This window comes from Terricaulis silvestris (assembly GCF_009792355.1).
GTDB classification, from domain to species: domain Bacteria; phylum Pseudomonadota; class Alphaproteobacteria; order Caulobacterales; family Aquidulcibacteraceae; genus Vitreimonas; species Vitreimonas silvestris.
This window is the reverse complement of record NZ_CP047045.1, coordinates 2,691,018-2,717,577: the sequence shown is the minus strand read 5'-3', so window position 1 is coordinate 2,717,577 and position 26,560 is coordinate 2,691,018. Positions and strand designations below refer to the sequence as shown.

Here is a 26,560-nt window from a genome sequence, read left to right as displayed (position 1 = left end):
CGCGCATGGACGCTGCCGAAGAGGCGCGTTTGATCGGCTTGGCGCGCGGGGGCGACTTCCGCGCGTTCGGCCACCTCGTCGATGCGCACCAGTCAGCCGTTCGCGCTTTCCTGCGCCGCCTCACCGGCAACGACGCCGATGCGGACGATCTGGCGCAGGAGGCCTTCGCCCGCACCTGGGCCGTGCTCAATCGCTTCGACGGCGCGTCCAGCTTGCGCACCTTCATTTGCGGCGTCGCCTTCCAATACTGGCGCCGAGAACGCCGCTCCTCGTCGCGCCGCCAAGCGCGCGACACCGCCTACGCCGAACTCTCAGACACCGAGGCCGAGCCACACGCCCGCGCCGCGCAACGCCTTGCGCTCCGCCAAGCCATGGATCAGCTTCCCGAGGATCAGCGCGCCGTGCTGGCGCTCTGCCTCGGTCAGGACTTCACGCACCAGGAAGCCGCCGAGATTTTGAAGCTGCCGCTCGGCACTGTGAAATCGCACGTGACGCGCGGCCGCGCGCGTCTACAAACAGCGCTGGGCATCAGCGCGGAGAGCGCCCCATGACCGACGACGATCTCGCCAACCTGCTCGGCGAAAAGCCGGCCACGCCCGATCCTGCATTCCGGATCGATGTCTTCGCCCGCGTCGCGCAGCACAAGCAACGCCGCGCCGCACGCACCCGCGCACTCAACATCGTCGCCGCCTCGTCCGGCGTCGGCGCCTTCTTCGGTTTGGCCCAAGCCGCCGGCTTCAGCATCGAAACGGCGCAGCCGCTGTTCTACGCCCTGGTCGCCGTCGGCTCCGCCTATCTCCTGGCCATGGAAGCCGTCAAAGGCCGCCGCTCACCCTTCGCCCGCGCGTTCTCGCAACTCCGCTTCCGCCTTTGATGCGCCCGGAAGCGCCTCTATACTGAGCGCTTCAACTCGGGGACTTCATGATCCGTCGCGCCATTCCTTTCGATACCGGGACCATCCATTTCGTCGGCATTGGCGGCATCGGCATGTCCGGCATCGCGTCGGTGATGAAGAACCTCGGCTACGAGGTGACCGGCTCCGACGCCAAGGAAAGCGCTAACATCGATCGCCTGCGCGAATGCGGCATCACCGTCACCATCGGCCACAAAGCCGAGAACACGGCGAACGCCGGCGTCGTGGTGATTTCCTCCGCCATCAAGGACGGCAACCCGGAAGTTGACACCGCGCGCGCTCGCGGCGTGCCGATCGTCCGGCGCGCCGAAATGCTCGCGGAGATTATGCGCCTGAAGTGGAACGTCGCCGTCGGCGGCACCCACGGCAAAACCACCACCACCTCCATGATCGCCGCATTGCTCGACGCCGGCCAAAAAGATCCGACCGTGATCAATGGCGGCATCATCAACGCCTACGGCGCCAATTCGCGCATGGGCGAGGGCGAGTGGATGGTGGTTGAGGCCGATGAAAGCGACGGCACCTTCACGCGTCTCCGCGCCACCGCCGTCGTCGTCACCAACATGGACCCCGAGCACCTCGATCATTACGGCACCGCCGAAGCGATGAACGAGGCCTACAAAACCTTCGTCGAGAACATCCCGTTCTATGGCTTCGCCGTGATGTGCCTCGATCACCCGCAAGTCCAAGCGCTGGCCGCCCAAGTGCGCGACCGCCGCATCATCTCCTACGGCTTCAACCCGCAAGCCGACGTTTGCGCCGTCAACGTCCGCCCCTCGCGCGAAGGCTCAACCTTCGACGTGGTGGCGCGCAAGAAGGGCGAAGGCCCGGGCGTGACGATGCACGACCTCTTTTTGCCGGTGGCCGGCCGTCACAACGTACAGAACGCCGTCGCGGCCATCGCTGTGGCGCGTGAGCTTGGCGTCACCGACGCCGGCATCCGCACCGGCTTGAAGAAATTCTCCGGCGTGAAGCGCCGCTTCACCACCACCGGCTACTGGAACGAAGTCCGCATCGTCGACGATTACGGCCACCACCCGGTCGAAATCGCCGCCGTACTCTCCGCCGCGCGCGAAATGACAGGCGGCCGCGTGCTCGCTGTGGTGCAGCCGCACCGCTACACGCGCCTGCGCGACCTCTTCCAAGACTTCTCCACCTGCTTCAACGACGCCGACATCGTCTGCGTCGCCGACGTCTACAGCGCCGGCGAAACCCCAATCGAAGACGTGAACTCCGACGCGCTGGTGATTTCGCTAAAAAGCCACGGCCACCGCGACGCGCGGCGTATCGCAAGCCTAGACTCGCTGCCAGACTTCGTGCGCGCTGAAGCCAAACCAGGCGACATCGTCGTGTGCTTAGGCGCGGGCGACATCACCGCGTACGCTAATGCGCTTCCCGCCAAGCTCGGTGCGGCGGCGGCATGAGAGTGCTTCGCGTCGGGCTTGCCTCGCTATTGGCGCTAACCTTCTTGGGGTGCGCGGCTCCCGTTGCAGACAACGATGCGTGCGCCGTTTATCGCAGTTTTTACGCTCAGCTACCGGTTCGAGAACAAGTGGGATTTCTCACGCGCGCTGATCCTGCGTTGGTGGAACGTCATTCGGCGCAACCGGCCCCTCCAACGCGGTTTGAGCGCGGCAATGGCCTGATGGCGCCTGATCCGGAGCGTCCGCTCGAACACTTCGATCTGGATACGTCGGCCTATTTTGAGGGTGTGCGGTCCGAAGAACGTATCAGTCTTCCCGAATGCCTCACGTCGGAGGCACCGCGCTTCTATGACAATGGGGTAGATGTTCTTCGCTTGGTTGAAGGATCTCAGCGCGAAGTGGTTGTGGTGTGGCGTGTGTCACCCGTCGCTTTCGCGCCAGACGGCCAACACGCGTTGCTGGTCGGCGCCTTTAGCTGCGGCGGGCTGTGTGGTGGCGGCGCCTACTATCTATTCGAGCGTGTGAATGGCGAGTGGACGCTGCTGGGTCACCAAGGTTTGTGGGTGTCCTAGCGGTCCCTGTTCATCGCGCGCTCATCTGAGTAGCGCGATGGTTACGTAACAGAAGCGAGCCCAAATGATCGCGACCAAACTCAACGCGCTAACCGCACTCGCTCTTGGCTCGCCTTGACCGCCTGCGCCAGCACCGCTGCGCCTCCGCTAGCGAGCATCACACGCGTTATCTCCACCACATCCTTCGGCATGTGCGTGGGCTATTGCACGACGCGTCTCGAAATCACCGAAGGCGAGGCCGTGCTCATCCGCGAAGCGCGCGGTGGTCGTGGCGCGCCCAATCCTGCGCAAGTCCCGCAGCGTTTCTCGACGCCGCTCACCGCAGCCGAGTGGCAAGAGATCCAGCGCCTCGCCGCAGCCACCGATCTCACCACCGTGCCTGACGTCGTCGGCTGCCCCGATTGCGCCGACGGCGGCGCCGAGGCCCTCACGATCGAGAGCCCCAGCGGCGCGGAAAGCGTCTCCCTGGAGTTCCGCGCGTCGCTGCCCGCCGCTCAGCCACTGCTGGACCGCGTCCGCGCCCTCCGCGATCGGCTGAAGCCGCAGGAATAAGTCTCCTCGCCCTTGATGGGCGAGGTGGCCGCGAACACCGTTCGCGGACGGAGTGGGTGGCGGCTCGGTCCTGCAAGCGACGGCGCAACCACCCACTCAGTCATCGCGCTTCGCGCGCTGACAGCTCGCCCATCAAGGGCGAGCAGGGTTGAAGCCGAAACGATTTGACCCGAGCCCCGACTCCCCACAGCCCAGACCCATGCCAGACACCGCCCACCGCGCGCCCAAACCCCTGCGCGCCGCCATCATCTATGATTTCGACGGCACGCTCGCGCGCGGCAACCTGCAGGAACACTCGTTCATCCCCGATCTCGGCATCGATCACGACGTGTTCTGGAAGGACGTGAAGCGTCTGGCCAAGACCTCCGACGCCGACGAAATCCTCGTCTACATGCAGCAGATGATCGAGCGCTCGCGCAAGCTCGGCAAAGCCGTCACCCGCGAACGCCTGCGCGAACACGGCGCGACGCCATCTTTCTTCGACGGCGTCGAAAGCTGGTTTCCGCGTCTCGATTCATTCGCCTCGGATCAAGGCCTCGACCTCGATCACTACGTCGTCTCGTCCGGCACCGAGGAAATGATCGAAGGCTGCTCGATTTATCCGCACTTCAAGCGCGTGTTCGCGTCGCGCTTTATCTACAACGAGAAGGGCGAAGCGGTGTGGCCGGCGGTGGCGGTGAACTACACCAACAAGACGCAGTTCTTGTTCCGCATCAACAAGGGCATTGAAAACGTGTGGGACACCCAGGCGATCAATCGCTGGATGCGCGCTGAAGAACGTCCGCTGCCATTCGAGCGCATGATCTTCATCGGCGACGGCGACACCGACATTCCGTCGATGAAAATGGTCACCGACCAAGGCGGCACGGCGGTCGCCGTGCTTGATCCCGATCGCTGGAACGATCCGCTCAAGGTCAGCCATATCCATTTGCTGATCGCGGAAGACCGCGTGAACTACGTGGCGCCGGCTGACTACCTCCCAGGCAGCCAGCTCGACGTCATCGTAAAGGGCGCCCTGCAACGCATCGCCTTACGCGCAGGGCTGCCGATCGCGTCTTAGCTGCCGGTCGGCGTGTTATCCTGCTCGAGCGCGACGTTTGAAATCGGATAGCGCAACTGCGAGTCCCCGCCGACCAGATACACGCCAAGCGTCGAGCGCCCCGGACAGATCAGTTGCCCACCGGTCGTTTGCAACGCAATCGCGCGCGTCCAGTCGAGTTCAGTGGCGCGGCCCTGTATCGTCAAGACGTACTGATGGGCGCGGGCGATGACGCGCACATGGCTCTCGTCGATCACTGAGTATCCCGTCACTTGCTCCGGCCGGAAGCAATCGGCGCCGGAGCCGTTGCGTGCCGTTTCCGTCGTAGAGCAGGCGCCGAGTGCGAGCGCGGCGACTGCCGCAGGCGCTGAAAGTGCAAAACGCATGAACATTCTCCGAGTGAGTAATAAGACTTAACTTGCCTGCTCTGCCGGCTCCGGCGCGCGGATGATCGAAACGATGGTGTAGCGCCGCTGCGGTTCGCCGCCAATGATGTCGACGCCAAGGCCATTCCCGGTGCAGATCGACCCTGTGGTCGAACGCAACCCGATGCGCTGGTCCCAATTCAGATCGCGCGCGTTCCAGTCGGTTTCCAGGATGTAGCTCTCGTTAGCGCCGACGCGCAGTTCGACATGACGGTCGTCGATCACGTTATACCCGCGCACTTGGCTGCTGCGGAAACAATCCCGGTCGTTGTCGGCCGTTTGCGTTGCGCCATCGCTGGCGCATCCGGCGACGCTGATGAGGGCGAGTGCGAAAAGGCTGCTGCGCAACATGGCCGTTACCTCCAAGTCAGGATCTCTTGTCCTGCATCCTCTTTACGAGCCCGCCCCGCTTTTCCGTGCATCGGAAGCGTGACATAGGCATCAACAATGAGTGATTTTCCAGCCGTGCGCGGCCAGCTCCTTAGAGGCGAAAGCCTAGCGCCATTCACCTGGTTCCGAGTGGGCGGCCCCGCCGACGCGCTCTTCCTGCCCGCCGACACCGACGATCTCGCACAATTCCTGGCGGCGCTGCCGAATGACGTTCCGGTTCTTCCCATCGGCGTCGGTTCTAACCTGATCGTACGCGACGGCGGCGTGCCGGGCGTCACCATCCGGCTCGCCGGCCGCCAGTTCGCGCAAATCGAACCGCTCGACGGCGCGCGCATCAAGGCAGGCGCCGGTGTGCTGGATTCCATGGTCGCCAAAGGCGCGGCCAAAGCTGGCATCGCCGGCCTTGAGTTTTACGCGGGCATTCCCGGCACCATCGGCGGCGCGCTCACCATGAACGCCGGCTGCTACGGCCGCGAAACCAAGGACGTGCTCGTCGAGGCCACCGTGATGACGCGCACAAGTGAAATCGTTGTCATCCCAGCGTCGGAGTTCGGCTTCACCTATCGCCACAACGCGCTGCCCGACGGGTTGATCTTCTTGAACGCCACCTACCAAGGCGCGCCCGATGATCCCGCCGCCATCACCGCGCGCATGGGAGAGATCACGTCCAAGCGCGAAGCCAGCCAGCCGATCCGCGAAAAAACCGGCGGCTCCACCTTCAAGAATCCAGTCGACGCTAACGGTGAAAAGCTTTCCGCCTGGAAGCTCAACGACGAAGCCGGCATGCGCGGCTACCGGCGCGGCGGCGCGCAAGTCAGCGAACTCCACGCCAACTTCCTCATCAACACCGGCGAAGCCACCGCCGCCGACATCGAAGGCCTAGGCGAAGACGTCCGCGCCGCGGTCAAAGCCAAGCACGGCATCGAACTCGAGTGGGAAATCAAGCGGACCGGGCGGCCCTAGATGGTCCTGTTCGAATGGACCCTCGTTCTGCTGTTCTTCGCCGTCCTCGTGACCGGCTTCTCGCGCCGCATCGGCGTGCCGTACCCATCGCTGCTCGCGCTCGCGGGCGGCGCCTTGGCGTTCCTGCCTGCCGGCCCCGAGATCGCGATCGATCCTGAACTCGCGCTCGCTCTGTTCGTGGCGCCGGTCCTGCTCGACGCTGCATTCGATACCTCGCCGCGCGATCTGAAGCGCAACCTTGCGCCGCTGCTGTCTCTGGTGTTCGTCATGGTTGCGCTTACCGTCGCCGCTGTCGCTTTCGTCGGCTGGAAGTGGGGTGGGCTGCCGATCGCTGCCGCAATCGCGCTCGGCGCCATCGTCGCGCCGCCGGACGCGGTCGCCGCTTCCGCCGTGCTCGGCTCGCTGAAGCTGCCGCGCCGCATCACGCAAATCCTGCAAGGCGAGAGCCTCTTCAACGACGCCCCCGCGCTGTTGATCTATCGCTTCGCCGTGTCAGCCGCCGTCGGCGGCTTCACCTGGGCCAGCGCCGGACCAGCGATCGCGATCGCCGGCGTCGGCAGCGTCATCGCCGGTTTCGCGCTTGCGCACATTTACACATTCGCTACCCGCCGCATCACCGACGCCGCCAGCAGCACCGTGATGACGTTCGTCTGCACATTCGGCGTTTGGATTCTGGCCGAACACCTTCACCTCTCGGCCATCATCACCATGGTCGTCTACGCCATGACGCTCGCGGCCACTATCCCGCTGAACACGTCAGCACGCTTGCGCGTCAGCACGTACTCGGTCTGGGAAACCGTAATTTTCGTGTTGAACGTGCTCGCTTTCGTCATCATGGGCCTACAGGTGCGGCCCATCCTCGCGCGCCTCCAAGGCGCCGAATTGGAGCAAGCGCTTTGGTTCAGTGGCGCGGTGCTCGCTACGGTCATCATCATCCGCATCGTTTACGTGATGTCCTACGGCGTCGCCGTGCGCGCCAAGAACCGGATGTTTGGCGTTCACCTGAGCGATGGACTCGAACCGCCCACCGTGCGCGGCGGCCTGCTGGTGTCGTGGTGCGGCATGCGCGGGCTAGTGACTTTAGCGACCGCATTTGCCCTACCGCAGGCTTTTCCGGGCCGCGATCTCATCGTGCTATCCGCATTCGTCGTCGTCATCGGTACGCTCGTGGTTCAGGGGCTGACACTGAAGCCGCTGCTGAGCCTGCTCAAGTTCGGCGCCGACAACGTCGTCGAGCAGGAGGTTTCGCGCGGCCGCGTCGCCATCATGCAAACGGCGCTCGACGCTCTGGCCAACAACGAGTCCGAAGAAGCAGCGCTTGCGCGCGCGGCCTACACCGCCGCGAAAACCATCGCCGGCAGCAAGACACCACAAGCCGCGACCAAGTATGAAAAACTCAAACTGAAGATCATACCTAAGCAGCGCGCCAAACTTTCCGAGATGCGCGAGAGCGGCGAAATCAGCGATGAAGCCTTCCACCGCCTCGAGGAAGAGCTGGACTGGGCCGAGCTTAGCGCCGCACCCGCCGGCCACTTCCAGCCTTTAACCACGGATTGAATGGCAGCCAGCCGCCGCGCGGGCTTCCGTTCCATGGGAGCGCGCTCTAAGACGGCCCCAAAAGCCGTAAGGCCCAAGGACTCCTGATGAAACTGAAACCCAACATTCTCGCCGCGATCGGCAACACGCCGCTCGTCAAACTCAACAAGGTCGTGCCCGAAGGCGCCGCCGAAGTTTGGGTCAAGTGCGAGTACCTCAATCCCGCCGGCTCGATCAAAGACCGCATGGCCGCCTACATCGTCGAGCGCGCCGAAGAGGCAGGCCTTCTGAAGCCCGGCGGGCTGATTGTTGAAAACACCTCCGGCAACACCGGCCAGGGCCTCGCCATGGCCGCCGCGATCAAGGGCTATCGCTGCATCTTCACGATGCCGGACAAGATGAGCAAAGAGAAACAAGACTCGCTCAAAGCCTACGGCGCCGAAGTCATCATCACGCCGACCGACGTCCCCGGTGACTCCCCCGAACACTATGTCAACGTCGCCAAGAAGATCGCCGAAGACACGCCGGGCGCCTTCTACGTCGATCAGTACCACTCAGAGTGGAACATCGACGCGCACTACCATTCCACCGGCAAAGAAATCTTCGAGGACACCGACGGCGGCAAGTTCGACGCCTTCGTCGGCGGCACCGGCACCGGCGGCACGGTCTCGGGCGTCGGCCGCTACTTCAAAGAGCACGCGCCGAACGTGAAGATCATCGGCGCCGACCCGCTGGGCTCGGTGCACTACCATCTCTTCCACACCAAGACGCTGCCGACCGCGCACGTCTACATGGTCGAAGGCATCGGCGAAGACATCGAATGCCGCGCCATGGATTTCTCCGTCGTCGACGACATGCGCCAAGTGAACGACCGCGACAGCTTCGTCATGGCGCGCCGTCTCGTGCGCGAAGAGGGCATGTTCGTCGGCGGCTCGTCGGGCTCGAATGTCCACGTCGCCGTCGAAATCGCCAAGGAGCTCGGTCCGGGCAAGGTGGTCATCACCGTGCTGCCAGATCACGGCAACCGCTACGTCTCCAAATTCTTGAACGACAATTGGATGAAGGAGCACGGTTTCACCGAAACCGAGCGCGAGCTGGGCTTCGTCGAAGAGCTGATGAAGGGGCTCAAGTCCCGTCCGATCACCGCCAACGCTGACGCGCCGCTCCGGGACGTCGTCAATCTGATGCGCGAGAACGGCGTCAGCCAAATTCCGCTGATCGAACGCGGCAAGCTCAACGCCATCGTCCACGAGAGCGATATTCTCCAGAAGATGCAAAAGCGCGAGTTTGATCTCAACGCACCCGCCAAATCGGTGTCGTCGCCGATCGGCGGCCTGATCTACCCGAAAGCGCGGATCGAGGAGCTCTTCCACATCTTCGCCGCCGACAACGTCGCCGTCGTCGTCGATTCCTCCAACGTCGTCGGCGTCATCTCCAAGATCGACTTGATCGAATACCTTTCGGCCAGACGTTGAACTCAAAGTTCGCCCCCGCTCGTCATTCCGGGGCTCCGCGAAGCGGAGAGCCCGGAACCCAGGGGCAAACACTCCGCTCTGTGACCCCCTGGGTTCCGGATCGCGCTCCGCGCGTCCGGAATGACGAAGGTTTTTAGGACCCGCCCATGCATTACGACAACAAACGCTTCGGCACGCGCTGCATCCACGCCGGCCAGCAACCCGACCCAAGCACCGGCGCCATCATGACGCCGGTTTATCAAAACTCGACCTACATCCAGCAAAGCCCGGGCGTGATCATCGACGATTACGATTACGCGCGCTCATCGAATCCAACGCGCAAGGCGCTCGAAGCCAATCTCGCGTCGCTCGAAGGGGGGCGTCACGGCTTGATGTTCGCCTCTGGCCTCGCTGCGCAAGCGGCGTGCATTCACTTGCTGTCAGCCGGCGATCACGTTGTGCTGTCCGACGACGTCTATGGCGGCACCTATCGCCAGTACGACAAGGTCTTCAAGCAGTTCGGCATCACCTACACCCGCGCCGACATGACCGACATGAACGCCACCGAATCCGCGTTCACCTCGAAAACCAAGTTGGTTTGGCTCGAAACGCCAACCAATCCGCTTCTGAAGGTCATCGACATCGCCGCCGTCGCGCGCCTGGCCAAAACCAAAGGCGCGCTCACCGCCGTCGACAACACCTTCGCCACGCCAGTGCTCACCAATCCGCTCGCGCTCGGCGCCGACATAGTCAGCCATTCCTGCACCAAATACATCGGCGGCCATTCCGACGTGATCGGCGGTGCGCTCATTTGCAACGACGACGATCTCGCCCAACGCCTCCGCTTCACGCAAAACGCCGTCGGCGCCGTGTCTGCGCCGTGGGACAGCTTCCTGCTGCTGCGTTCCACCAAGACGCTGCACATTCGCCTGCAGCGCCACTGCGAGAACGCCGCGAAGATCGCCGACTTCCTCGCTGAGCAGAAGCAAATCGAGCGCGTCGTCTATCCTGGCCGCGAAGATCACCCGCAGCATGCCATCGCCAAAAAGCAAATGACCGGCGGCTATGGCGGCATGATCACCGCTTACTTCAAAGACGGCCTCGAACCCGCGCGCCGCTTCCTCGAACGCGTGAAACTGTTCTCGCTGGCGGAATCCCTCGGTGGCGTCGAAAGCCTGATCGAACATCCCGCGATCATGACGCACGCCTCAGTCGAGCCGCACCTGCGCGAACAGATCGGCCTGAGCGACGGCCTCGTCCGCTTCTCCGTCGGCATCGAGGACGTCGAAGACCTGCTCGCCGACATCCAGGAAGCGCTGGGCTAAGCGCGCGTGAAGAAGTTCTTCCAGATCGGCTTCGGCGTGCTCTTCATCGCCATCGGCGGCTTGTTGCTCCTCACGGTCATCCGCAATGGCGCCCACGATGGCGGCACAGGCCAAGCCATCATCGGACCGCTAGCGCTCGTCGGCGCCGGCGCGCTCGCCATCTCTGTCGCGCAGCGCAAGCCGAAGAAGTGGTGAGCGCCTAAGGCGCGAGCTTCGCCAGTTCGCTCGCTTGCGCGTACGCAGCGGTCGCCGCCTGATCGATCGGCGACGCCACCGCCGGGTAGCGCGTGTACGCCACACCTAACCCCACCGCGCCCACCAACAACACCGCCAACACAACCGCGAACGCGCGGCTGCTGCTTTCCGAATAAACCCGCATGTCAGTCCCCACCGTTTCCGCCGGTCGCGCCACCCGTTTGGCCCGCGCCGTATAAATCCGCGCGCGAGTAGGGCGGCTCGCCGCCACTGCCGCCGGCCGCGCCTTAGCGTTGAGCAAGCGCCGCCACGCCACGCCCTTCTTCAGCGTTGTCCCACGCGCGCCTTGCACGGGAGGCGGCGCGGAATCCAATCGAATGCAGACAAGCTTCCCCGCCGCATGCGCCTTCCGCGCCGCCGCCCGCAGCGCAGGCGTCCCCCACGCCGCGCGTGACCAGAGCATGACCACCTTCTGCGCACCCGTCCGCCGCGTCCGCGGGGTCAGGGCGCCGACCTCGTAGCCGAGCGCCTCAAGTTGGGCGGTAACCGCGCGCGCTTGTGTTGCCGCGCCATTAGGATGTGCGAGCAGAATGCGTGATGCCATGCGCCTTTGTGTGCGGGCGCGCCAAACGGCGGCAACCGGACGCGCGTTCGTTAGCGTGGATTAGGACTTAGGCGCCTAATTCGGCGGCGTGCGCGTAAACTTAAGGCGCAGAGCGCTAAAGTGCGCATCGTGGTTAAGCGCGCTCAATCTCGCTAAACGCAGAATTTACCATAAAAATCAGCAACTAATGCGTTCGCCCTCATCATGCCTTAACCCGGAAGCGTTTCATTATGACACTCTCGGAACGAGCGCAGAAAAGGCGTGTCGGCTGGGGTGGTGTTGGTTGGTGAGGCAAGACGCATGGCCCGGGTGGCGGTGCTATTAGGGGGCTTGAGCCCTGAGAGGCCAGTGAGCCTCAGCTCGGGCCGCGGCTGCGCTGACGCGCTGCGTCGCCTTGGCCACGACGTCATCGAGATCGACCCACAAAATCCCGGCTGGATCGCCGAACTCCAAGACGTGGCGCCTGACGCTGTCTTCAACGCGCTCCACGGCGAGTGGGGCGAGGATGGCCGCACCCAAGGCGTGCTCGACTATCTGAAGCTCCCCTACACCCATTCCAGCATGCTCGCCTCCGCGATCGCCATGGACAAAGACAAGTCCAAGGCGGTGTTCGCGCAAGCAGGGCTCCCGCTCGCCAACGGCAAGCTGATGCATCGGCTCGACGCCGCGAAAGCGCATCCGATGCCGGCGCCGTACGTCGTGAAGCCCAACGCGCAGGGCTCCTCCGTCGGCATCTTCATCGTCCGCGAAGGCGCCAACCGCCCGCCCGAACAATTGCTCGATCCCGACTGGACCTTCGGCGAAGAAGTGCTGGTCGAGGAATTCATCGACGGCAAAGAGCTCACCGTCGCCGTCATGCACGGCCGCGGCGCGCTCGCCGTCACCGAGATATTCGTCACCTCCGACGGCGATTGGTACGATTTCGACGCCAAATACGCCGAAGGCGGCTCGCGCCACGTCGTCCCCGCCGACATTCCCCAAACCGTCGCCGACCAATGCATGCGCGCTGCCGAAGCCGCGCACCATGCGCTCGGCTGCCGCGGCGTGACCCGCGCCGACTTCCGCTACGACCCCAAGCGCGATCGCCTCGCGCTCCTCGAAGTCAACACCCAGCCCGGCATGACGCCGACCTCGCTCACCCCCGAGCAAGCCGCTTACGCCGGCATGTCCTACGACGATCTCGTCGCCTGGATCCTGGAGGACGCATCATGGCCGCGGTGAGAGCACGCCGCGGCGGACGCGGCTACGAACCAGAACCGCAGCGCGGCAAGAAGCGCCGCAAGAAGATGCCGTCCGGCCCGTCGCCGTACGAATCCATGCCACGCATCGCGCGCATCAAACTGTCCGGTGGCCTCTCCGGCGACGACGTGCAAGTCACCGGCAAAAGCCTCGTCCTCGCGCTGACCGGCGCCGTCTTCTTCCTCGGCGCAGGCATCGCCGGCGCCGCCTGGCTCGGCTCATCTCTGTTTGACGCCAGCGAAGCCTTCGCCCGCAGCGCCGACGCCGGCGCCGCCAATGTCGGCTTCGCCATCGACGATGTGCAAGTCGCCGCCATGCCAGGCGCGCCCGCCATCACCGCTGCACGCGCCGCCGAAATCCGCGCGCTGATCGTGCCCGAAGGGCGCCAGTCCGTGCTCTCGCTCGAGCCCGCAGAAATCCAAGCCCGCGTCGAAAGCCTCGATTGGGTCGCCTCCGCGCGCGTGCGGCGCTTGTGGCCCGACGCGATCAAAGTCGAAGTCGAGCGCCGTCAGGAATACGCGCTCTGGCAGGAAGACGGCGAAGTCTCCGTCATCGACGTCAACGGCGAACGCATGCTCGCAGAGCGCGCCGCCGATCACGCCGATCTGCCGCTCGTTGTCGGAATTGGCGCCGGCCCCGCCGCCGAGCCGCTGCTGATCGCGCTCGAAAGCCTGCCGCAACTGCGCGCGCGTCTCGAAGCGCTCGTGCGCGTCAATGATCGCCGCTGGAATGTCGAGCTTGCCTCCGGCGCCACCGTCGCGCTGCCGGAAGAGGGCGCGCCTGAAGCGCTCGCCCAACTCGAACAACTCCAAACCGACCACGCTCTGCTCGATCGCCCCGTCACCCGCATCGACATGCGCGCGCCTGGCCGTCTCGCCATCCGCGTTCATCCCGCTCTCGCCGGCGGCCCGCTGATGGGGGGCGTATAATGGCCGCCCAAATTAAGCGCGTCGAAGAGCGCGACGACGAGGACGTCCTCGAACTGAACCAACAAGTTGGGCCTCTCGTCGCCGTTCTCGACGTCGGCGTCTCAAAAACAGTCTGCCTCGCCGCCCGCCGCGATCCCGTGCTCGACATGCACCCGGATCGCCCATTGCGCGTGCTCGGCGTCGGCCACCAGACCGCGCCCGCCATCGCCTCCGGCAAGCCTGCCGACTTCGACGCCTGCGCCCGCGCGATTCACGTCGCCCTTGAAGAAGCGTCGCTCATGGCCGGCAGCGCCATCCGCCGCGTGGTCGCGTCGTATTCCGGCCCAGGCGTCAGCTCGCGCATCGTCCGCGGCGCCGCCCGCGTCAAAGGCGCGATCATCACCGCGCGCGACGTCGAGAACGCCTTCACCGCCGCGATGGCCTCGATGCCGACGCCGCAGCTCTCCTTCCTGCACGTCGAGCCGCTGCGCTATTCGATCGACGACGGCGAAGCCATCGACGATCCCGTCGGCCATCCCGGCAAGCTCGTCGCCGTTGACGCCTGCGTCGTCACCGCGCCGACCGAAGCTCTGAACGCGCTCAAAGCCTGCATCCGACAAGCCGGCGCCGATGTCGAAGACATCATCGCTGGCCCCAAAGCCGCTGGCCTCGCCGTGCTCACCGAAGAAGAGCGCGAAGAGGGCGCACTCGTCATCGATTTGGGCGCGGGCTCGATCGGTGTGGCAGCCTTCGCCGCCGAAGGCCTGGTGCATTGCGAAACCATCGCCGCCGGCGGCGTGCGCTTGACGCGCGATCTCGCCGCCAAACTGCAAACCACCTTCGCCGCCGCTGAGCGCGTGAAGCTGCACTTTGGCGCGCTCACCAACGCCTGCGATCCACGCGAAGCTGTCGCTGCGCCGCGCCTCGGCCAAGACGGCCGCCTCGAGGCCGCCACCACCTTGCGCGGCGTCATCGCCGATACGCTGACCCCGCGCCTCTACGAAATGCTGCTGATGGTGCGCGAGCGCCTCTCACGCGCAGGCTTCTCCGGCGCCAACGGCCCGCAACGCGCCGTCATCGTCGGCGGCGGCGCCATGATCCCCGGCGTGCGCGAACTCGCCGTCGAAGCGCTCGGCATGCCGGTGCGCTTGGGCCGCCCCTTCGAACTCTGCGGCTTCGACCACGGCGAAGCCGGCCCCGCCTACGCCAACGCCGCCGGCCTCCTGCGCCAACGTTTGGACGCGCCCGCGCTCGACGACATCGACGGCGACTACCAGCCCACGCTCGCGCAGGCCGCCGCGTCAGTGAAGAACGCCGTCCACGACATGTGGAACTGGCTCCGCGATAATTTCTGAGCACGCGGCCAGCTCATGGCTCAAAGCGATTGGCTTCGGCCGATTTCGGGTGCAATGAGCTTTTCATGAAGCCGCTGACGCCTGAAAAGCAACTCGCCGGATTCATCGCCAAGTTCACGCCAGAGATGGCGAAGCGGATTCGATCGGCGCGCGCTAAGATGCGGCAGCGAATTCCGCAGGCGTTGGAGCTCGTGTACGACAACTACAATTTCTTCGTCATCGGCTATGGCCCCAACGAAAAGGCGAGTGACGCCATTTTCTCACTTGCCGCGCAGGCCAAGGGCCTCAGTCTCTGCTTCCTGCAGGGCGCCAAGTTGCCAGATCCAAAGCGCTTGTTGCGAGGCTCCGGCAACGTCGTACGCAACATTCCCCTTGAATCGGCTGACACGCTCGATATTCCGGAGGTCGAAGCCTTGATAGCCGTAGCGCTCGATCGAGCCAAAACGCCGTTGTCTCAGCAGGGCCGACATCAGCTCATCATCAAATCCATTTCCGCAAAACAGCGCCCCAGGCGAGCCAAGGAATGAAGGCTGAAACGGGGGATAAGGCATCTGTCTATCCCGCACGTTCCCGCCGAAACTCCAATCCCATCAACACCACCCCAAAATCTATCCGACCGATCCCACACCGCCGTTACACTCGCCGCAACGCTTTCGCGGAGAGCAGTTGGCCACCTGCTAAACCAATACGAGAGCGTCGCAGTTGAGCGTGGTGCGCCGACGTTTCTCTCAGACCATCGAGAGAAGGCGCCAAGGTCCTGAGGGCGAAAACGAGCCTCATAAGCCTGGCGTATCGCAGCGGCCGCAGAAGCCCGCGGGATCAAAACCGCGAGGAAAGCACCGGGGACCGTCCCGCAGGACCGGCCCGCACGCCATCGGGGAACGTCCAGAGGAGTGAAACACCTCCTTGTGCCGTCCCGATGAAAAGCGAGCTGCGGGGACGCGGGCTTGCCCGTCATAAAGCGCCGAACCAACGGCGCCTCTCTTTGCGCCGCGCACTCCCGCGTCCCCGGCTCTCCAAGCGGAGAGCCAAAAACGAGAAGCGGTTGCGCCTCAGCTTGGCGGCAGCGCGCGCGACGCTTGGCCAAACGCATAACGCCAACCTTCCGGCGTGCGCACATACGTATCGCTGAACCAAAGCCGCTGATCGAACGCGCCGCCTTGCTGCGTGCCCTTGAGCCACAACCGCGCCGTCACGATCGCCGTGTTCGGCCCGTACATCCGCACCGTCTGCGTGCCTTCGTCCTCGACCTGATGCTCGTAGATCAACTCCTGCTCGCGCGCCGAACGCAGCAGATCCTCGCGCGTGTACACAGTCCCCGCGCCAACCACCAAGATCATGTCCTCGTGCAGAATGTTCGCCATCGCGTCCGCATCGTTGCGCTCGACAGCGGCCTGATACGCCGTGTCGAGCGCCGCGACGGTAAGCCGATCGGCCTCCAAACTGGTCGGCGGCGCCGTCGTCGCACAGGCGCTGAGCGCGACAGCGAGCAGGGGCATTCGAATGTCCATGTGAATCCTCGTCGAAAATCAAACGAAGAGTCTCGCAAACGGCCCGCCGCGCCGCTTGCACTATCTTGCGAATTTCAGGCGGTAACCCGAGACGGCGTATGCCCATAACGCCGCGCGAAGCTACGGCTGAAATGGCTCAAATTGCTGAAGCCACAGGCAAAACACGTGTCAGTGACGCTGCGCCCATCGCGCAACATCGCCCGCGCCGCCTTCAACCGCGCGCGCAACAAATACTGGTACGGCGGCATGCCGACCAGCTCGGTGAACACGCGGCTGAAATGAAACATGCTCATGCCGACCGAACGCGCCAGCGCGGACACGCTGAATTCGCCCGCAAATTCCGCATCCAGCCGCTCGCGCACGAAATGCACGCGCTCGGCGTACCACGCGAACTTATGCTCACTGAACAGCGCGGCTGGCGACGTGCTCGCCTCATCCGCAAACACCGCCGTCGCGCAATATTCCGCCAGCATCGGCGCGCCTTCGTCCACCGCGCGCCGCAAGCCCCAGCGCAAATAGCGCAAGCGATTGCTCGCAATCCGCACCGGCGCGGCGCGCTTGGCCCACGATTGCGCCGCATCAAAACCGTCGTCATTCGCCGCCAAATACGTCAGCGAAAGGCACGTGTCGCTAAAGCCTTTGCCTTGAAAACTAGCACTAAACCGCATGCCCGGATGGCTCAGCATCACGTCGCCCGGATTAACGCGCCAGCTGCCGCCGCTGACGTGCAGATCGAACGTTCCGGACTCCACGAAGCTCGCCCTGAACGCGCCGGCGACCTCCTCGTACGGCTGATCCTCATGCTCCACCGGATGATCGAAGCGGTGAACGCTGACCTCCGGGGATCGCCACAGCGGAATGATGCGCGCCATACCGGAGTGATACCAGAGCACGCACCACCAAGCTATCCGCACCCCGCTAACGGGCGCGTGATGGACGCGCGCCGTGCAGGCCGTCACTATGCACCTATGACTCTCTCGCGGCGCGCGCTCCTCGCATCCTCAGCAGCCATTTTCGTCTCCGCCGCCGGCTGCGCGACCGCCCGCGTGCCCACGTTGCACATTACGCCCGACGGCACAGGCGACGGCGCGTCCTGGGAAACACCAACCAATCTCGAAGCAATCGAAGACTTCAGCGTCGAACCCGGCGGTGAAATCCTGATCGCCGCCGATCGCGGCGAATACGCGCTGACCGACGCCATCGAAATCTCGCAAGGCGGCCGCAACCGCAAACCGATCCGCATCCGCGGCGTCAACAGCGCCACGGGCGAGCCGATGCCCGCCATGATCCGCGGCGTGCGGGGCGAAGAAGAGACCGACGTCTTCCGCCTGCTGCGCGGCGCCAACCACCTCACATTTTCGCACTTCGAATTCCACGCCATCGGCAACGGCTGCTTCCGCGTCGGCGCACCGATCAGCAACATCACGATCGAAGACTGCACCGCCGACGACATCTACCGCTTCCTCGAAAACACCGAGTCCGGCGACGAAACCGCCGCCAGCCTCAGCACCTTCGCCGTCCGCCGCTGCAGCGCCACACGGGTGCAACGCGGCTTCGCCCGCATCCGCTACGGCTCACGCGATGGGTTGTTCGAAGATTGCCGCGCTGTCGGCGTCAGCAACGAAGGCGGCGACATTCCCGTCGGCTGCGCGCTCGACGATCGCGCCCAGAACATCACCTACCGCCGCTGCATCATGGAAAATTTCCAGCAGCTCAATGCCGGCGATTACTGGAACGGCGACGGCTTCTCCGACGAAGGCGACAATCGCAACATCCGCTACGAATCTTGCGAAGCGCGCGGCTCAACCGATGGCGGCTTCGATTGCAAGTCGAACGGCGTCGTCCTCGAAAACTGCGTCGCCGAAGACAACAAACGCAATTTCCGCCTCTGGGGCGACACCGCCACGCTCACCAACTGCACCAGCCGCACGCCAAACTTCCGCGGCGCCGCGGTGGAAATCGCCAGTCCGTGTCACATCTGGATCGGCGGCGATAATGCGCAGATTCAACTTTCCGACGTCACCATCGAAGGCGACCCAGAAACACCTATCCTCGTCGTCGATTCAGACGGCGTGCGCGTCCAAGTCAGCGGCGCACATCCGCCGGAGGACGCCAACTGGGATCCGGGCGACGACGCAGAAATCGTGTTCGCGCCGCAACAGTGATCCCAGAGGTATTCCCTTACGACGCTAGTTGCCTGGGGATAAGCTGTGAATAACTCGCCTGCCAAGCGAGTTCACTTTCGGGCGCACTCGCCAGCGGCGCATTCCTAAACCCAGCGAAGAACCGCGGCTCGGAACTTCGCGCGACTGGTCATTAGCTGGGTGGGGGACGCCCAAATGTCGCTGCATGAGAAGATCGCGCCGGGTGAGGGCGCCCGCATTTGTCTCGACCTCGGCACAGCAATGTCCAAGGCGACGGTGCTGCTGGATTCCGCGCACCCGACGGACGTCGCGCCGCTGCCGATTGGCGCGGCCGCCGGCGCTGATCATCCGTTGCTGACGCCGTCAGCAATGTATGTCGACGAGGACCGCATCACGTTCGGGCCCGCCGCCATGAAGCGCGCCGAAACCGGCGTCGCAAAGCGGCGCAACCCTATCGTGTCGTTCAAGCTCGTGCTCTCCGCGCGCGAGATCGAAGCGACGCTGGCGCTGAAGCTGAGCCGCACCGTCGATCCGACCAGCACGCTCACGCACCGCGACGGCATCGTGCTCTACTTGGCCTACCTGGATCAGCTTATCCGCGCGGCAGTCGCCTCCGAGCCTTCATTGCCCGCGCCGATCGCCGATGCGCCACGCCGGCTCACAAGCCCGCACTGGCAATCGTTTGAAGAAGCCAGCCGCATCGTCGGCGGCCTCGTCGAAGAGGCGAGTGTTGTCTCGATGGATCTCGGCGTAGCCTTACTCTCACAAGACGGCGTGCCGATGCCACAAGTAAAGCAGGCGCTCGTTCGCGCCAAAGGCGCACAAGGCCGCGGACACTTCGACGGCATCGTGTTCGAGTCTCAGTCCGCAGCCTCCGCATACGCCAACTTCGCCCGCGCCACCGCGCCGTACGTGCTCGTCATCGACATGGGCGCAGGCACCACCGATATCGCCGGCTTCCAACGCGATGCCAGCGTCGCCCAGTCGGGCCTGATCGAAATCACCGAAGCGCGCCAATGCTGCATGCTTGCCGGCGATGAACTCGACAACATCCTGATCGATCTCTTCGCGCGCCGTGCCGGCAAACGCGGCCTAGCCGAAGAAGATCGGCTCTGGCGCGGTGTGAAGCTCGCGGCCCGGTCGCTGAAGCAAGAGCTGTTTCAGAAGGGTAAGAGCGTCTTCAAATATCGCAACGCGCGCATCAGCCTCACCCGCGACGCACTGGAAAACGACCCGTCCTTCCGCGCCTATTGCCGCGCGCTGACAGCCACGATCGCCGCGAGCCTTGCACCGCTCGCGGTCGCCGCAAAAAAAGGCCACGCCGACGCGATCACTGTGCTGCTTGCGGGCGGCGGTTCGAACTTGCCGTTCCTCGCCGACCTCGTCCGCGCCGCTGCGGTAAAGGAAAAAGTGAAGCTGCCGCTGAAGGTCGAGCGCTTCGGCGCTAACTGGCAATTGCCTCACCGCCATCACCCGTTCGCCGGCGTGTTCCCGCAGCTCGCCATCGCCATGGGCGGCGCGCTTGCGCCCGTAGTGCGCGTTCCTGCGCGCGCGCCGGAGATGATCTGAACAAACGCGCAAGCAAGGAACAGCGTTGTCCGCGCGCGGTTGGTCAACATGACCGAACGCTCGCCAGCGCCTCCCGAAGTTCCCGCCGCGCGCCATCGCCTGCATGGCGCCGATCGCATCGGTCTCGGCGACAAAGGTTGGGCGGAGACGCCTGAGTCCAATGTCGGACACCCTGACGAAACCAATGTCGCGCCGGCCTTTTATGAGCCGATGCCTGCTAAACCAAGGAAACAGAGCGGGGAAGGAGTTAGGTCGAGAAGGCAGCGATGAACTACGCACAAGCCCGCCAGCACATGGTGCGGACGCAACTCAAACGCCGCGGCATCGCCGCGCCGGCAGTTTTGGCCGCCATGCGCGAAGTGCCCCGCGAAGCGTTTGTGCCCGAGCACCTCGCCCAGCATGCCTACGAGGATCGTCCACTACCGATCGAGGCCGGGCAAACCATCTCGCAGCCCTTTATGGTCGCCGCCATGATCGAGGCGGCCGAACTCGAGCGGGGTAATCGGGTGCTCGAGATCGGCGCGGGCTCCGGTTACGCCGCCGCTGTCATGAGCCGCATCGCCGCGCATGTGTACGCGATCGAACGACACGCTGAGCTTGTGGAGATTGCCGCCGCTCGCCTGAAGCGGCTCGGTTATGACACCGTAGAGCTTCACGTTGGCGATGGCACCGAGGGCTTGCCCGATGCGGCCCCGTTCGACGCCATCATCGCCTCGGCGGGCGGGCCGTTCGTGCCGCAAGTGCTGAAGGAGCAACTCGAAATCGGTGGCCGCCTGGTCATGCCAGTCGGCGACGGCGAGCAACGTCTGCTCAAGATTACGCGCGCCAGCGCCACGCACTTGGAAGAGGAGGATCTCGGGGGCGTTGCGTTCGTGCCTCTAATCGGCGCGCATGGCTGGAAGGAAAGTGATCACGCGCACTAGGACGTGCGCGCACCGGCAATCATGTCGCCGATCATCCACGCGGCGCCGATCAGCGAGAGATTGATCGCGTTGCCGGCCCACGCGATGTGCTCGATGCCTCCGAGCCCTTCTGCCGATGCGACCAAGATTTGCGGCGCCCACACCAGTGCGCCGAAGCCGATGAACATCAGCGTCAACAGCCGCGCTGCCGGCAGCGCGAAGAAGCCCGAAATCAGCGCCAACCCCGCCGCCGCGTGGCATACGCCCGTGACCTGCGCCCAAATGGTTCCGCCCAGCGGCAGATAGCTCGGCACCATTGCCGCCGTCTCGTTGACGTAGACGAAATGCGCGCCGCCAAACACGACGCAGCAAACGCCGAACACGATCCGCGCCACAAGCGCCAAACGCGGCGCCCAGGCCGCAGCGCTCAGCGACGCAAACGCCGCGACGCCACCTAAGCCGATCGCCAATTGCTCGGAGACGCCGTTGTAGAACACGTACGTCTGCGGCGCTGTCACCAGCCGCATGCTGAGCCAGAAAAACGCGAACATCAGCCCGAGCGCCGCGCACGCGGCGGCGCCGATGCTGGCTGTGCGCCGCCATTGCAGCAGGATGCCGCTGACCAGGAACACGCCGGCGATGGCGTAAGCGAAGCTCGGCCGAGCAGGGGCGTCGTCTGGGAATGGCTGCCAGACCGCGGCGAAATCTCCCCAGGCCAGTCCGACCGCACCGGTCGCTATGGCCGCCAACCCGTAGACCTGTCTGCCAAGCTGGATCATCGCCCGCGCTCCTCGGTGGAACGCTAGCAATCGCCCACACCAAACCCCATCTCGTTGCGATCAAGCGCGATGCAAATTCTCGTGTCCTTGGGGAAGAAAAATCGTTGGCCTCAGCTGTGTTTAGCCGCCCCTCTGCCGCAAAAGCGCCGCCGTCCGTTTCGAGAGCTTAACGAAGACTTAAAGCGCCCAGTGGAGGGTGCAGTGCGAGCGTGGGCGAATCGTGAGAATCGGTCGCCCTTGGAGCGGGAAATGAGTCAGTACAGCGCGCCCGTCGTTCACGACCTGAAACCACGCATTGTGGTGTTCGGCGTCGGCGGCGCAGGCGGCAACGCCGTCAACAACATGATCGACGCCCGTTTGCAGGGCGTTGAGTTCGTCGTCGCGAACACCGACGCACAAGCGCTGACGCGCGCCCGCACGCCAAACCGCATCCAGCTCGGCCACGCCATCACCGAAGGCCTCGGCGCAGGCGCGCGCCCGGAAGTCGGACAAGCGGCGGCGCAAGAGAGCCAGCCCGAGATCATCGAATTCCTCGAAGGGGCGCACATGGTGTTCGTCGCCGCCGGCATGGGCGGCGGCACCGGCACGGGTGCGGCCCCCGTCATCGCGCGTACAGCGCGCGAGCGCGGCATCCTCACCATCGCTGTCGTGACCAAGCCGTTCCACTTCGAAGGTCAGCGCCGCATGCAACTCGCGGAGCAAGGCGTTCAGGAACTCCGGAAGCACGTCGATACGCTGATCGTGATCCCGAACCAAAACCTTTTCCGCGTCGCCAACGAGCGCACCACCTTCGCCGAGGCCTTTCAACTCGCCGACCAAGTGCTTTACTCAGGCGTCCGCGGCGTCACCGATCTGATGGTGATGCCGGGACTGATCAATCTGGACTTCGCCGACGTCCGCACCGTGATGGCCGAGATGGGCACTGCGATGATGGGCACGGGCGAAGCCTCCGGTCCGAACCGCGCGCTCGATGCGGCGCACGGCGCCATGGCCAATCCACTGCTCGACATCGTCTCGATGCGCGGCGCCAAGGGCGTGCTGATCAACATCACCGGCGGCTTCGACATGACGCTGTACGAGGTGGATCAAGCCGCCAACGAAATCCGCGCCGAAGTCGACGCCAACGCCAACATCATCCTCGGCTCAACGTTTGACGAACAGCTCGAAGGCCGCATCCGGGTGGCGGTCGTCGCCACCGGCATCGACGATGAAGCCATCGTGACGCAGCAAACCGTGGTCGAGCCCGCGCGCCGCGCTGCCGAAGCCCCAATCCGCCGCCCGGTCGTGCCGACACGTCCGCACGTCGCGCGCGAGCCTGCGCCGCAACCAGTGCGCACGCCGTCCTACGAAGAGCCGCGCCCAAGCTTTGCCAACGACATCGAACCCGAGCGCCGCCCAAAAAGCGGTGGCGGCTTCAACATGTTCGGCTGGAAGAAGCCAGAGCCACGCGACGACGAACCGTCTCCGCGCGAGTTCAACCTGGATGACGACATCCCGCCGCCGCGCGCGCACGAGGATGACGTCCGCGATCCCGCACTCGACGAAGAGCTGGAAATCCCCGCCTTCCTCCGCAGGCAGATGAATCCGCGCTAAACATGGACCGCCGGCGCCCTCGCCGGCATGCACCGGTGCTGGCCGGCGAGGGCGCCGGCGGTCCATATTATCTCAATGATGCCCCGCATGCGGATCGCTCGGCGCCGCTGCAGGCGCTGATGGGCGTCGCACCATCAGCACCGGCGCTGGATTTTCCAGATCGTGCGCATCCTGTCTGCTCGCGGGAATCTCCACCCACGCGCGGCCACCTTGCTCGCACGTCTGCAGTGCTCGGAAATAGATCGGCCCGGCGCGATCGGGCAGCTTCATCAGCAGCGCGAAGTCGTCGAACTGATCCGACGGCAACAGGCCGCGCCAAGTCACCGCGCTCACGCGTTCGGTGATCTCGCCGTACTCGGTGCGCACCGGCGCAGCCAGCGGCGCGCGCTCGATCTCGATTTCCCAACCCGGCTTCGGCTGCGGCCGCGCAATGTTGATCCCGTCCGGAATCTCGATGCGGAACGCCACGGTCGGGCTCTCGCCGCAGCCATGCGACAAGCGGAATTCACCCACATAATACGCGTTCGGCCGCGCGTCGGGCGTCGACAGCACAACGTGTGCCAAGGCCGGCGCTTGCGCGAAGACGGCGAGCGCGCTCGCCAACAACAATAAACGTCTCATCATCATCTCCTCAAAATCTGCTGCTCAAACCGACGAACACCGCGCGCCCTTCGCCCGGATAGAACACGGCTGTGTTCGCGCCCGGCGCGCTGGCATTGGTGATGGCGCCGAACTCCGGCGCGTAGGCTTCGTCCGCCAAGTTGCGCGCGTCGATGAAGGGGGAAGCGCGATCGCCGAGATCGACGCCGGCATTTAGCGACCAGATCGTGTAGCCCGGCGCCTCAAGCGTGTTGGCGTAATCCACGAACGTATCGCTCGGCCGCCATTCCACGCTCGGCGCGACGAACCAGCCCGCGTCGTTGGTGTAGCGCAGCGTGGCCCGATACTGGTGCTCGGGGATCACCGGCAAGCGATTGTCGCCGAACGTCGCGTCGCCCTCGAACGCGAAGTCAGAATAGGTGTAGCTCTGCCGCAGCGTCCACGCGCCGCCGAACGCATCGCTTAGCGTCCAATCGAGTGTGGCTTCGACACCCTGGGGGATCGTCTCGTCCGCATTGGCGAACGCGGAGGGGAGGCCGTGGACATTGTTGAACGTCAGCAGTTCGTTCTCGAGCTCAGCGCGGTAGAAGGTAACATCCCAGATGAATGCGCCATCGCGCCCGCGAGTGCCGATCTCGCCGGTCCACGCTTCCTGCGGCTGCACCGGCGTGAAGGCGGGGAACGGCGCCTGCACCAGCGCGCCGTAGTGCGGCGGCTCCACTGAGCGCGTGACGTTGGCGTAGATTTGCGAGCCGCCTTCGCTCTCCCAAAGCAGTCCGACGCGCGGCGCGAACCATTCGAACTTCGCGTCATCGTCGTTGTCGGTGTTGAGATGATCCTCGTAGTCGCGTGTGGCGCGGCCGAACGAGCCGCCCGCGACCAGCGCGAGCCGATCGGCAACGAACAGGCGTCCCTCCGCGAACAGGTCGAGCCCGGTGGCTTCCTGCGTGTTGTCGCCATCGACCGGGAAGAACACCGGATCGAGCTGTTGGTCGGTGCTGCCCTGGCGATACGAAGCGCCGTAGTACAAATCCGCGCGCCGTCCGCCGAGTTTGCCTTCCCAATCGAAGCGCCCGAACGCGCCCTGTGTCTCGATCTGCTGTTCAATGTGCAATGAGATAGGGTGATCGAGATCGGTCGCCGTCGCGTAGACGCCGCCTTCGAACACCGTGCTCTCGTTCACTCGCCAGCGCGTCTGCAGCGTCGTGCGCCAGATTGTCTGATCACGCCGCCAATCCGTTGTGACTACTCCGGCGCCGGGCGCCTCCGGGTCGGAGAGCGCTGTCGCGAGGCTCACCGTGCCCGGTACGTCCTGATCGATGTCCGCCGCGTAGGCGATCAATCGCACAGCGCGATCACCGCCGAGCGTGTAGCCAAGATTGATCGTGCCGCGCACTTGATCCTGGCCGGAATGCACACGGAAGCCATCCGTCCGCATTCCGCTGGCCGCCGCAAACACATCCCACGGCCCGGCAGCGCGCGCGATTTGCGCCGCGCCGCGCACTGTGTCGAACGAGCCGCCCTCAAGCCGAAGCAAGTTCGGCGATTCCGCCGTCAGCCCCGTCGGCGTCACCAGATTGAGCGCGCCGCCCAATTGCGCGCCGCCGAAGCGAAGCGCGTTGCCGCCGCGATAGACTTCGACATAGCGCGCCGTCAGCGGATCGAGCTTCTGGAAATCGGAGAACCCGTCGGCGTCCGCGAACGGCACGCCATCCTGCGCGAACAGCACGCCGCGCTGGTGATAGCTTTGCCCAAGCCCCGAGCCGCGAATGGAGAAGCGCGATTCCTCGCCGTAGCGCCGCTGCGCCATCACGCCCGGCGCGTCGCGGAGAATGTCGCTTAAGCCGACCGCCGTCCGGTTTTCAAAACTCTCGTTCGAGACAACCGAAACCGCGCCCGGCGTGCGCGCCAGGCGCTCGCGCGCTTCGGCCACGACCGGTGGATCCTCGGGATTGGGTTGCGCCGTTACGATGATGACGTCGGTCTGCTCGTCTTCGGCGTGCGCGATGCCGGGCGCCAGCAGCAGCGCGCCGAGCAGCGCGCTCGAAATGATCTTGTGCATGTGTTCATAGCCTGAAGGCGCGGTTGGCGCGCGTTATTGTTCGCCGCGTTGAAGCGTGGCGGTGTTTGGTTCAGGCTTGGAGTGGAGGGCCTCGCGCCGGCAGCGGCGGGCCGATCCGCGTCGCGTGCGGACGGGTAGCAAGGGGCGTTGCCGCGACAACGAAAATTGGCGCTTCGGTTGGCGCCGCAACTTCAATCAAATGCGGCGCAAACGCCGCAGCGCCAGCAACAGCGAATGGGCAGTGTTGGCCCGCCGTGTCCTGCCGCGGCGAAGATGGCGCGTGATCGCTGCGCGAGAGATCCAGCGAGGCCGCGTTCGTGACTCCGGAGCACATCACAATGCCGACGCGCCCGTCGTGCTCTGCGGGCATGAAACCGGGCGGGAGGAACGCCTTGAACGTGATGGCCGCCAACGCGAGCACAAGCCCGGCCGCACGCAAGCGCATCAGAAGTCCGCTCCCCATGCCGCCAGCCCTAGAGCCAATCCCGCTCGCCAGCACGGCGGCG

At 64.8% G+C, this 26,560-nt stretch carries 29 protein-coding genes; 20 read left to right on the top strand and 9 right to left on the bottom strand.

Annotation, left to right across the window (positions count from 1 at the left end; translation table 11 throughout):
- Window positions 1–5 precede the first annotated feature (5 nt).
- The 7 genes from DSM104635_RS13960 (at window position 6) to DSM104635_RS13930 (ending at window position 4,521) form a co-directional block, all read left to right on the top strand.
- A complete protein-coding gene (locus tag DSM104635_RS13960) occupies window positions 6–551 on the top strand; it encodes an RNA polymerase sigma factor (RefSeq protein ID WP_158766791.1) in 546 nt (181 codons plus the stop codon).
- Window positions 548–874 carry a hypothetical protein gene (locus tag DSM104635_RS13955; RefSeq protein WP_158766790.1) on the top strand — a complete coding sequence of 109 codons (327 nt, stop codon included), beginning with the start codon at window positions 548–550 and terminating at the stop codon, window positions 872–874. The genes DSM104635_RS13960 and DSM104635_RS13955 overlap by 4 nt, the downstream gene beginning before the upstream one ends.
- 47 nt (window positions 875–921) lie before the next feature.
- Complete coding sequence (murC, locus tag DSM104635_RS13950; RefSeq protein WP_158766789.1) at window positions 922–2,337, top strand: UDP-N-acetylmuramate--L-alanine ligase; 1,416 nt, start codon at window positions 922–924, stop codon at window positions 2,335–2,337.
- 75 nt (window positions 2,338–2,412) lie between these two features.
- Window positions 2,413–2,559 carry a hypothetical protein gene (locus DSM104635_RS13945; protein ID WP_158766788.1) on the top strand — a complete coding sequence of 49 codons (147 nt, stop codon included), beginning with the start codon at window positions 2,413–2,415 and terminating at the stop codon, window positions 2,557–2,559.
- Window positions 2,559–2,909 (top strand): hypothetical protein, encoded by a 351-nt coding sequence (locus tag DSM104635_RS13940; RefSeq protein ID WP_158766787.1) that lies wholly within the window; start codon window positions 2,559–2,561, stop codon window positions 2,907–2,909. Before DSM104635_RS13945 ends, DSM104635_RS13940 begins: the two co-directional genes overlap by 1 nt.
- A 114-nt stretch (window positions 2,910–3,023) precedes the next feature.
- Window positions 3,024–3,461, top strand: coding sequence for a hypothetical protein (locus DSM104635_RS13935; protein ID WP_158766786.1), 438 nt, complete (start codon window positions 3,024–3,026; stop codon window positions 3,459–3,461).
- A 199-nt stretch (window positions 3,462–3,660) separates the two neighbouring features.
- Window positions 3,661–4,521, top strand: coding sequence for an HAD family hydrolase (locus DSM104635_RS13930; RefSeq protein ID WP_158766785.1), 861 nt, complete (start codon window positions 3,661–3,663; stop codon window positions 4,519–4,521).
- Here DSM104635_RS13930 and DSM104635_RS13925 read toward each other — a convergent pair.
- A complete protein-coding gene (locus DSM104635_RS13925) occupies window positions 4,518–4,886 on the bottom strand; it encodes a DUF6491 family protein (RefSeq protein WP_158766784.1) in 369 nt (122 codons plus the stop codon). The two genes, DSM104635_RS13930 and DSM104635_RS13925, sit on opposite strands and share 4 nt — an antisense overlap.
- A 27-nt stretch (window positions 4,887–4,913) precedes the next feature.
- Complete coding sequence (locus DSM104635_RS13920) at window positions 4,914–5,276, bottom strand: DUF6491 family protein (RefSeq protein WP_158766783.1); 363 nt, start codon at window positions 5,274–5,276, stop codon at window positions 4,914–4,916.
- Window positions 5,277–5,372: 96 nt separating this feature from the next.
- On the opposite strand from DSM104635_RS13920, the gene murB reads away from it, so the two are divergent.
- From murB to DSM104635_RS13895, 5 genes are all read left to right on the top strand, one after another.
- Window positions 5,373–6,278, top strand: a complete 906-nt coding sequence (gene murB, locus DSM104635_RS13915) for a UDP-N-acetylmuramate dehydrogenase (RefSeq protein WP_158766782.1) — start codon at window positions 5,373–5,375, stop codon at window positions 6,276–6,278.
- Window positions 6,279–7,835 carry a cation:proton antiporter gene (locus DSM104635_RS13910; protein ID WP_158766781.1) on the top strand — a complete coding sequence of 519 codons (1,557 nt, stop codon included), beginning with the start codon at window positions 6,279–6,281 and terminating at the stop codon, window positions 7,833–7,835.
- A gap of 86 nt (window positions 7,836–7,921) precedes the next feature.
- Window positions 7,922–9,289, top strand: coding sequence for a pyridoxal-phosphate dependent enzyme (locus DSM104635_RS13905; RefSeq protein ID WP_158766780.1), 1,368 nt, complete (start codon window positions 7,922–7,924; stop codon window positions 9,287–9,289).
- A 146-nt stretch (window positions 9,290–9,435) separates the two neighbouring features.
- Window positions 9,436–10,593: a cystathionine gamma-synthase gene (locus DSM104635_RS13900; RefSeq protein WP_158766779.1), complete on the top strand. Its 1,158-nt coding sequence runs from the start codon at window positions 9,436–9,438 to the stop codon at window positions 10,591–10,593.
- Between the two features lie 6 nt (window positions 10,594–10,599).
- Window positions 10,600–10,788 (top strand): hypothetical protein, encoded by a 189-nt coding sequence (locus DSM104635_RS13895; RefSeq protein WP_158766778.1) that lies wholly within the window; start codon window positions 10,600–10,602, stop codon window positions 10,786–10,788.
- A gap of 4 nt (window positions 10,789–10,792) precedes the next feature.
- Here the strand turns inward: DSM104635_RS13895 and DSM104635_RS13890 are convergent, their stop codons facing one another.
- Window positions 10,793–11,392 carry a hypothetical protein gene (locus DSM104635_RS13890; protein ID WP_158766777.1) on the bottom strand — a complete coding sequence of 200 codons (600 nt, stop codon included), beginning with the start codon at window positions 11,390–11,392 and terminating at the stop codon, window positions 10,793–10,795.
- A 300-nt stretch (window positions 11,393–11,692) separates the two neighbouring features.
- Between DSM104635_RS13890 and DSM104635_RS13885 the strand changes: the two genes are divergently transcribed.
- The 4 genes from DSM104635_RS13885 (at window position 11,693) to DSM104635_RS13870 (ending at window position 15,421) form a co-directional block, all read left to right on the top strand.
- Window positions 11,693–12,613: a D-alanine--D-alanine ligase gene (locus tag DSM104635_RS13885; protein ID WP_158766776.1), complete on the top strand. Its 921-nt coding sequence runs from the start codon at window positions 11,693–11,695 to the stop codon at window positions 12,611–12,613.
- Window positions 12,601–13,560, top strand: coding sequence for a cell division protein FtsQ/DivIB (locus DSM104635_RS13880; protein ID WP_158766775.1), 960 nt, complete (start codon window positions 12,601–12,603; stop codon window positions 13,558–13,560). Before DSM104635_RS13885 ends, DSM104635_RS13880 begins: the two co-directional genes overlap by 13 nt.
- Complete coding sequence (ftsA, locus tag DSM104635_RS13875; protein WP_158766774.1) at window positions 13,560–14,894, top strand: cell division protein FtsA; 1,335 nt, start codon at window positions 13,560–13,562, stop codon at window positions 14,892–14,894. Before DSM104635_RS13880 ends, ftsA begins: the two co-directional genes overlap by 1 nt.
- Before the next feature lie 65 nt (window positions 14,895–14,959).
- Window positions 14,960–15,421, top strand: a complete 462-nt coding sequence (locus tag DSM104635_RS13870; protein ID WP_158766773.1) for a DUF1801 domain-containing protein — start codon at window positions 14,960–14,962, stop codon at window positions 15,419–15,421.
- Between the two features lie 525 nt (window positions 15,422–15,946).
- On the opposite strand, the gene DSM104635_RS13865 is transcribed toward DSM104635_RS13870, so the two are convergent.
- Both DSM104635_RS13865 and DSM104635_RS13860 read right to left on the bottom strand, forming a co-directional pair.
- The gene (locus DSM104635_RS13865; protein ID WP_158766772.1) at window positions 15,947–16,393 is read right to left on the bottom strand and encodes a nuclear transport factor 2 family protein; all 447 of its coding nucleotides are present in this window, start codon (window positions 16,391–16,393) and stop codon (window positions 15,947–15,949) included.
- Window positions 16,394–16,479: 86 nt separating this feature from the next.
- A complete protein-coding gene (locus tag DSM104635_RS13860; RefSeq protein ID WP_158766771.1) occupies window positions 16,480–17,298 on the bottom strand; it encodes a helix-turn-helix domain-containing protein in 819 nt (272 codons plus the stop codon).
- A 39-nt stretch (window positions 17,299–17,337) separates the two neighbouring features.
- Between DSM104635_RS13860 and DSM104635_RS13855 the strand changes: the two genes are divergently transcribed.
- The 3 genes from DSM104635_RS13855 to DSM104635_RS13845 all read left to right on the top strand — a co-directional run bounded on the left by DSM104635_RS13855 (window position 17,338) and on the right by DSM104635_RS13845 (window position 21,041).
- A complete protein-coding gene (locus DSM104635_RS13855) occupies window positions 17,338–18,570 on the top strand; it encodes a hypothetical protein (RefSeq protein ID WP_158766770.1) in 1,233 nt (410 codons plus the stop codon).
- A gap of 174 nt (window positions 18,571–18,744) precedes the next feature.
- Window positions 18,745–20,118 carry an Hsp70 family protein gene (locus DSM104635_RS13850; protein ID WP_158766769.1) on the top strand — a complete coding sequence of 458 codons (1,374 nt, stop codon included), beginning with the start codon at window positions 18,745–18,747 and terminating at the stop codon, window positions 20,116–20,118.
- Window positions 20,119–20,384: 266 nt separating this feature from the next.
- Window positions 20,385–21,041 (top strand): protein-L-isoaspartate(D-aspartate) O-methyltransferase, encoded by a 657-nt coding sequence (locus tag DSM104635_RS13845; protein ID WP_158766768.1) that lies wholly within the window; start codon window positions 20,385–20,387, stop codon window positions 21,039–21,041.
- Here the strand turns inward: DSM104635_RS13845 and DSM104635_RS13840 are convergent.
- Complete coding sequence (locus tag DSM104635_RS13840; protein WP_158766767.1) at window positions 21,038–21,799, bottom strand: DoxX family protein; 762 nt, start codon at window positions 21,797–21,799, stop codon at window positions 21,038–21,040. The genes DSM104635_RS13845 and DSM104635_RS13840 overlap by 4 nt on opposite strands.
- A gap of 249 nt (window positions 21,800–22,048) precedes the next feature.
- Here DSM104635_RS13840 and ftsZ point away from each other — a divergent pair, with 249 nt between their 5' ends.
- Window positions 22,049–23,392 (top strand): cell division protein FtsZ, encoded by a 1,344-nt coding sequence (ftsZ, locus tag DSM104635_RS13835; RefSeq protein WP_158766766.1) that lies wholly within the window; start codon window positions 22,049–22,051, stop codon window positions 23,390–23,392.
- Window positions 23,393–23,464: 72 nt separating this feature from the next.
- Here ftsZ and DSM104635_RS13830 read toward each other — a convergent pair whose 3' ends face one another.
- From DSM104635_RS13830 to DSM104635_RS13820, 3 genes are all read right to left on the bottom strand, one after another.
- Window positions 23,465–24,013 carry a YcnI family copper-binding membrane protein gene (locus DSM104635_RS13830; protein ID WP_158766765.1) on the bottom strand — a complete coding sequence of 183 codons (549 nt, stop codon included), beginning with the start codon at window positions 24,011–24,013 and terminating at the stop codon, window positions 23,465–23,467.
- 10 nt (window positions 24,014–24,023) lie between these two features.
- Window positions 24,024–26,054, bottom strand: coding sequence for a TonB-dependent receptor family protein (locus DSM104635_RS13825; RefSeq protein ID WP_158766764.1), 2,031 nt, complete (start codon window positions 26,052–26,054; stop codon window positions 24,024–24,026).
- Window positions 26,055–26,124: 70 nt separating this feature from the next.
- Window positions 26,125–26,517, bottom strand: coding sequence for a DUF2946 family protein (locus DSM104635_RS13820; RefSeq protein WP_158766763.1), 393 nt, complete (start codon window positions 26,515–26,517; stop codon window positions 26,125–26,127).
- Between the last annotated feature and the right edge of the window lie 43 nt (window positions 26,518–26,560).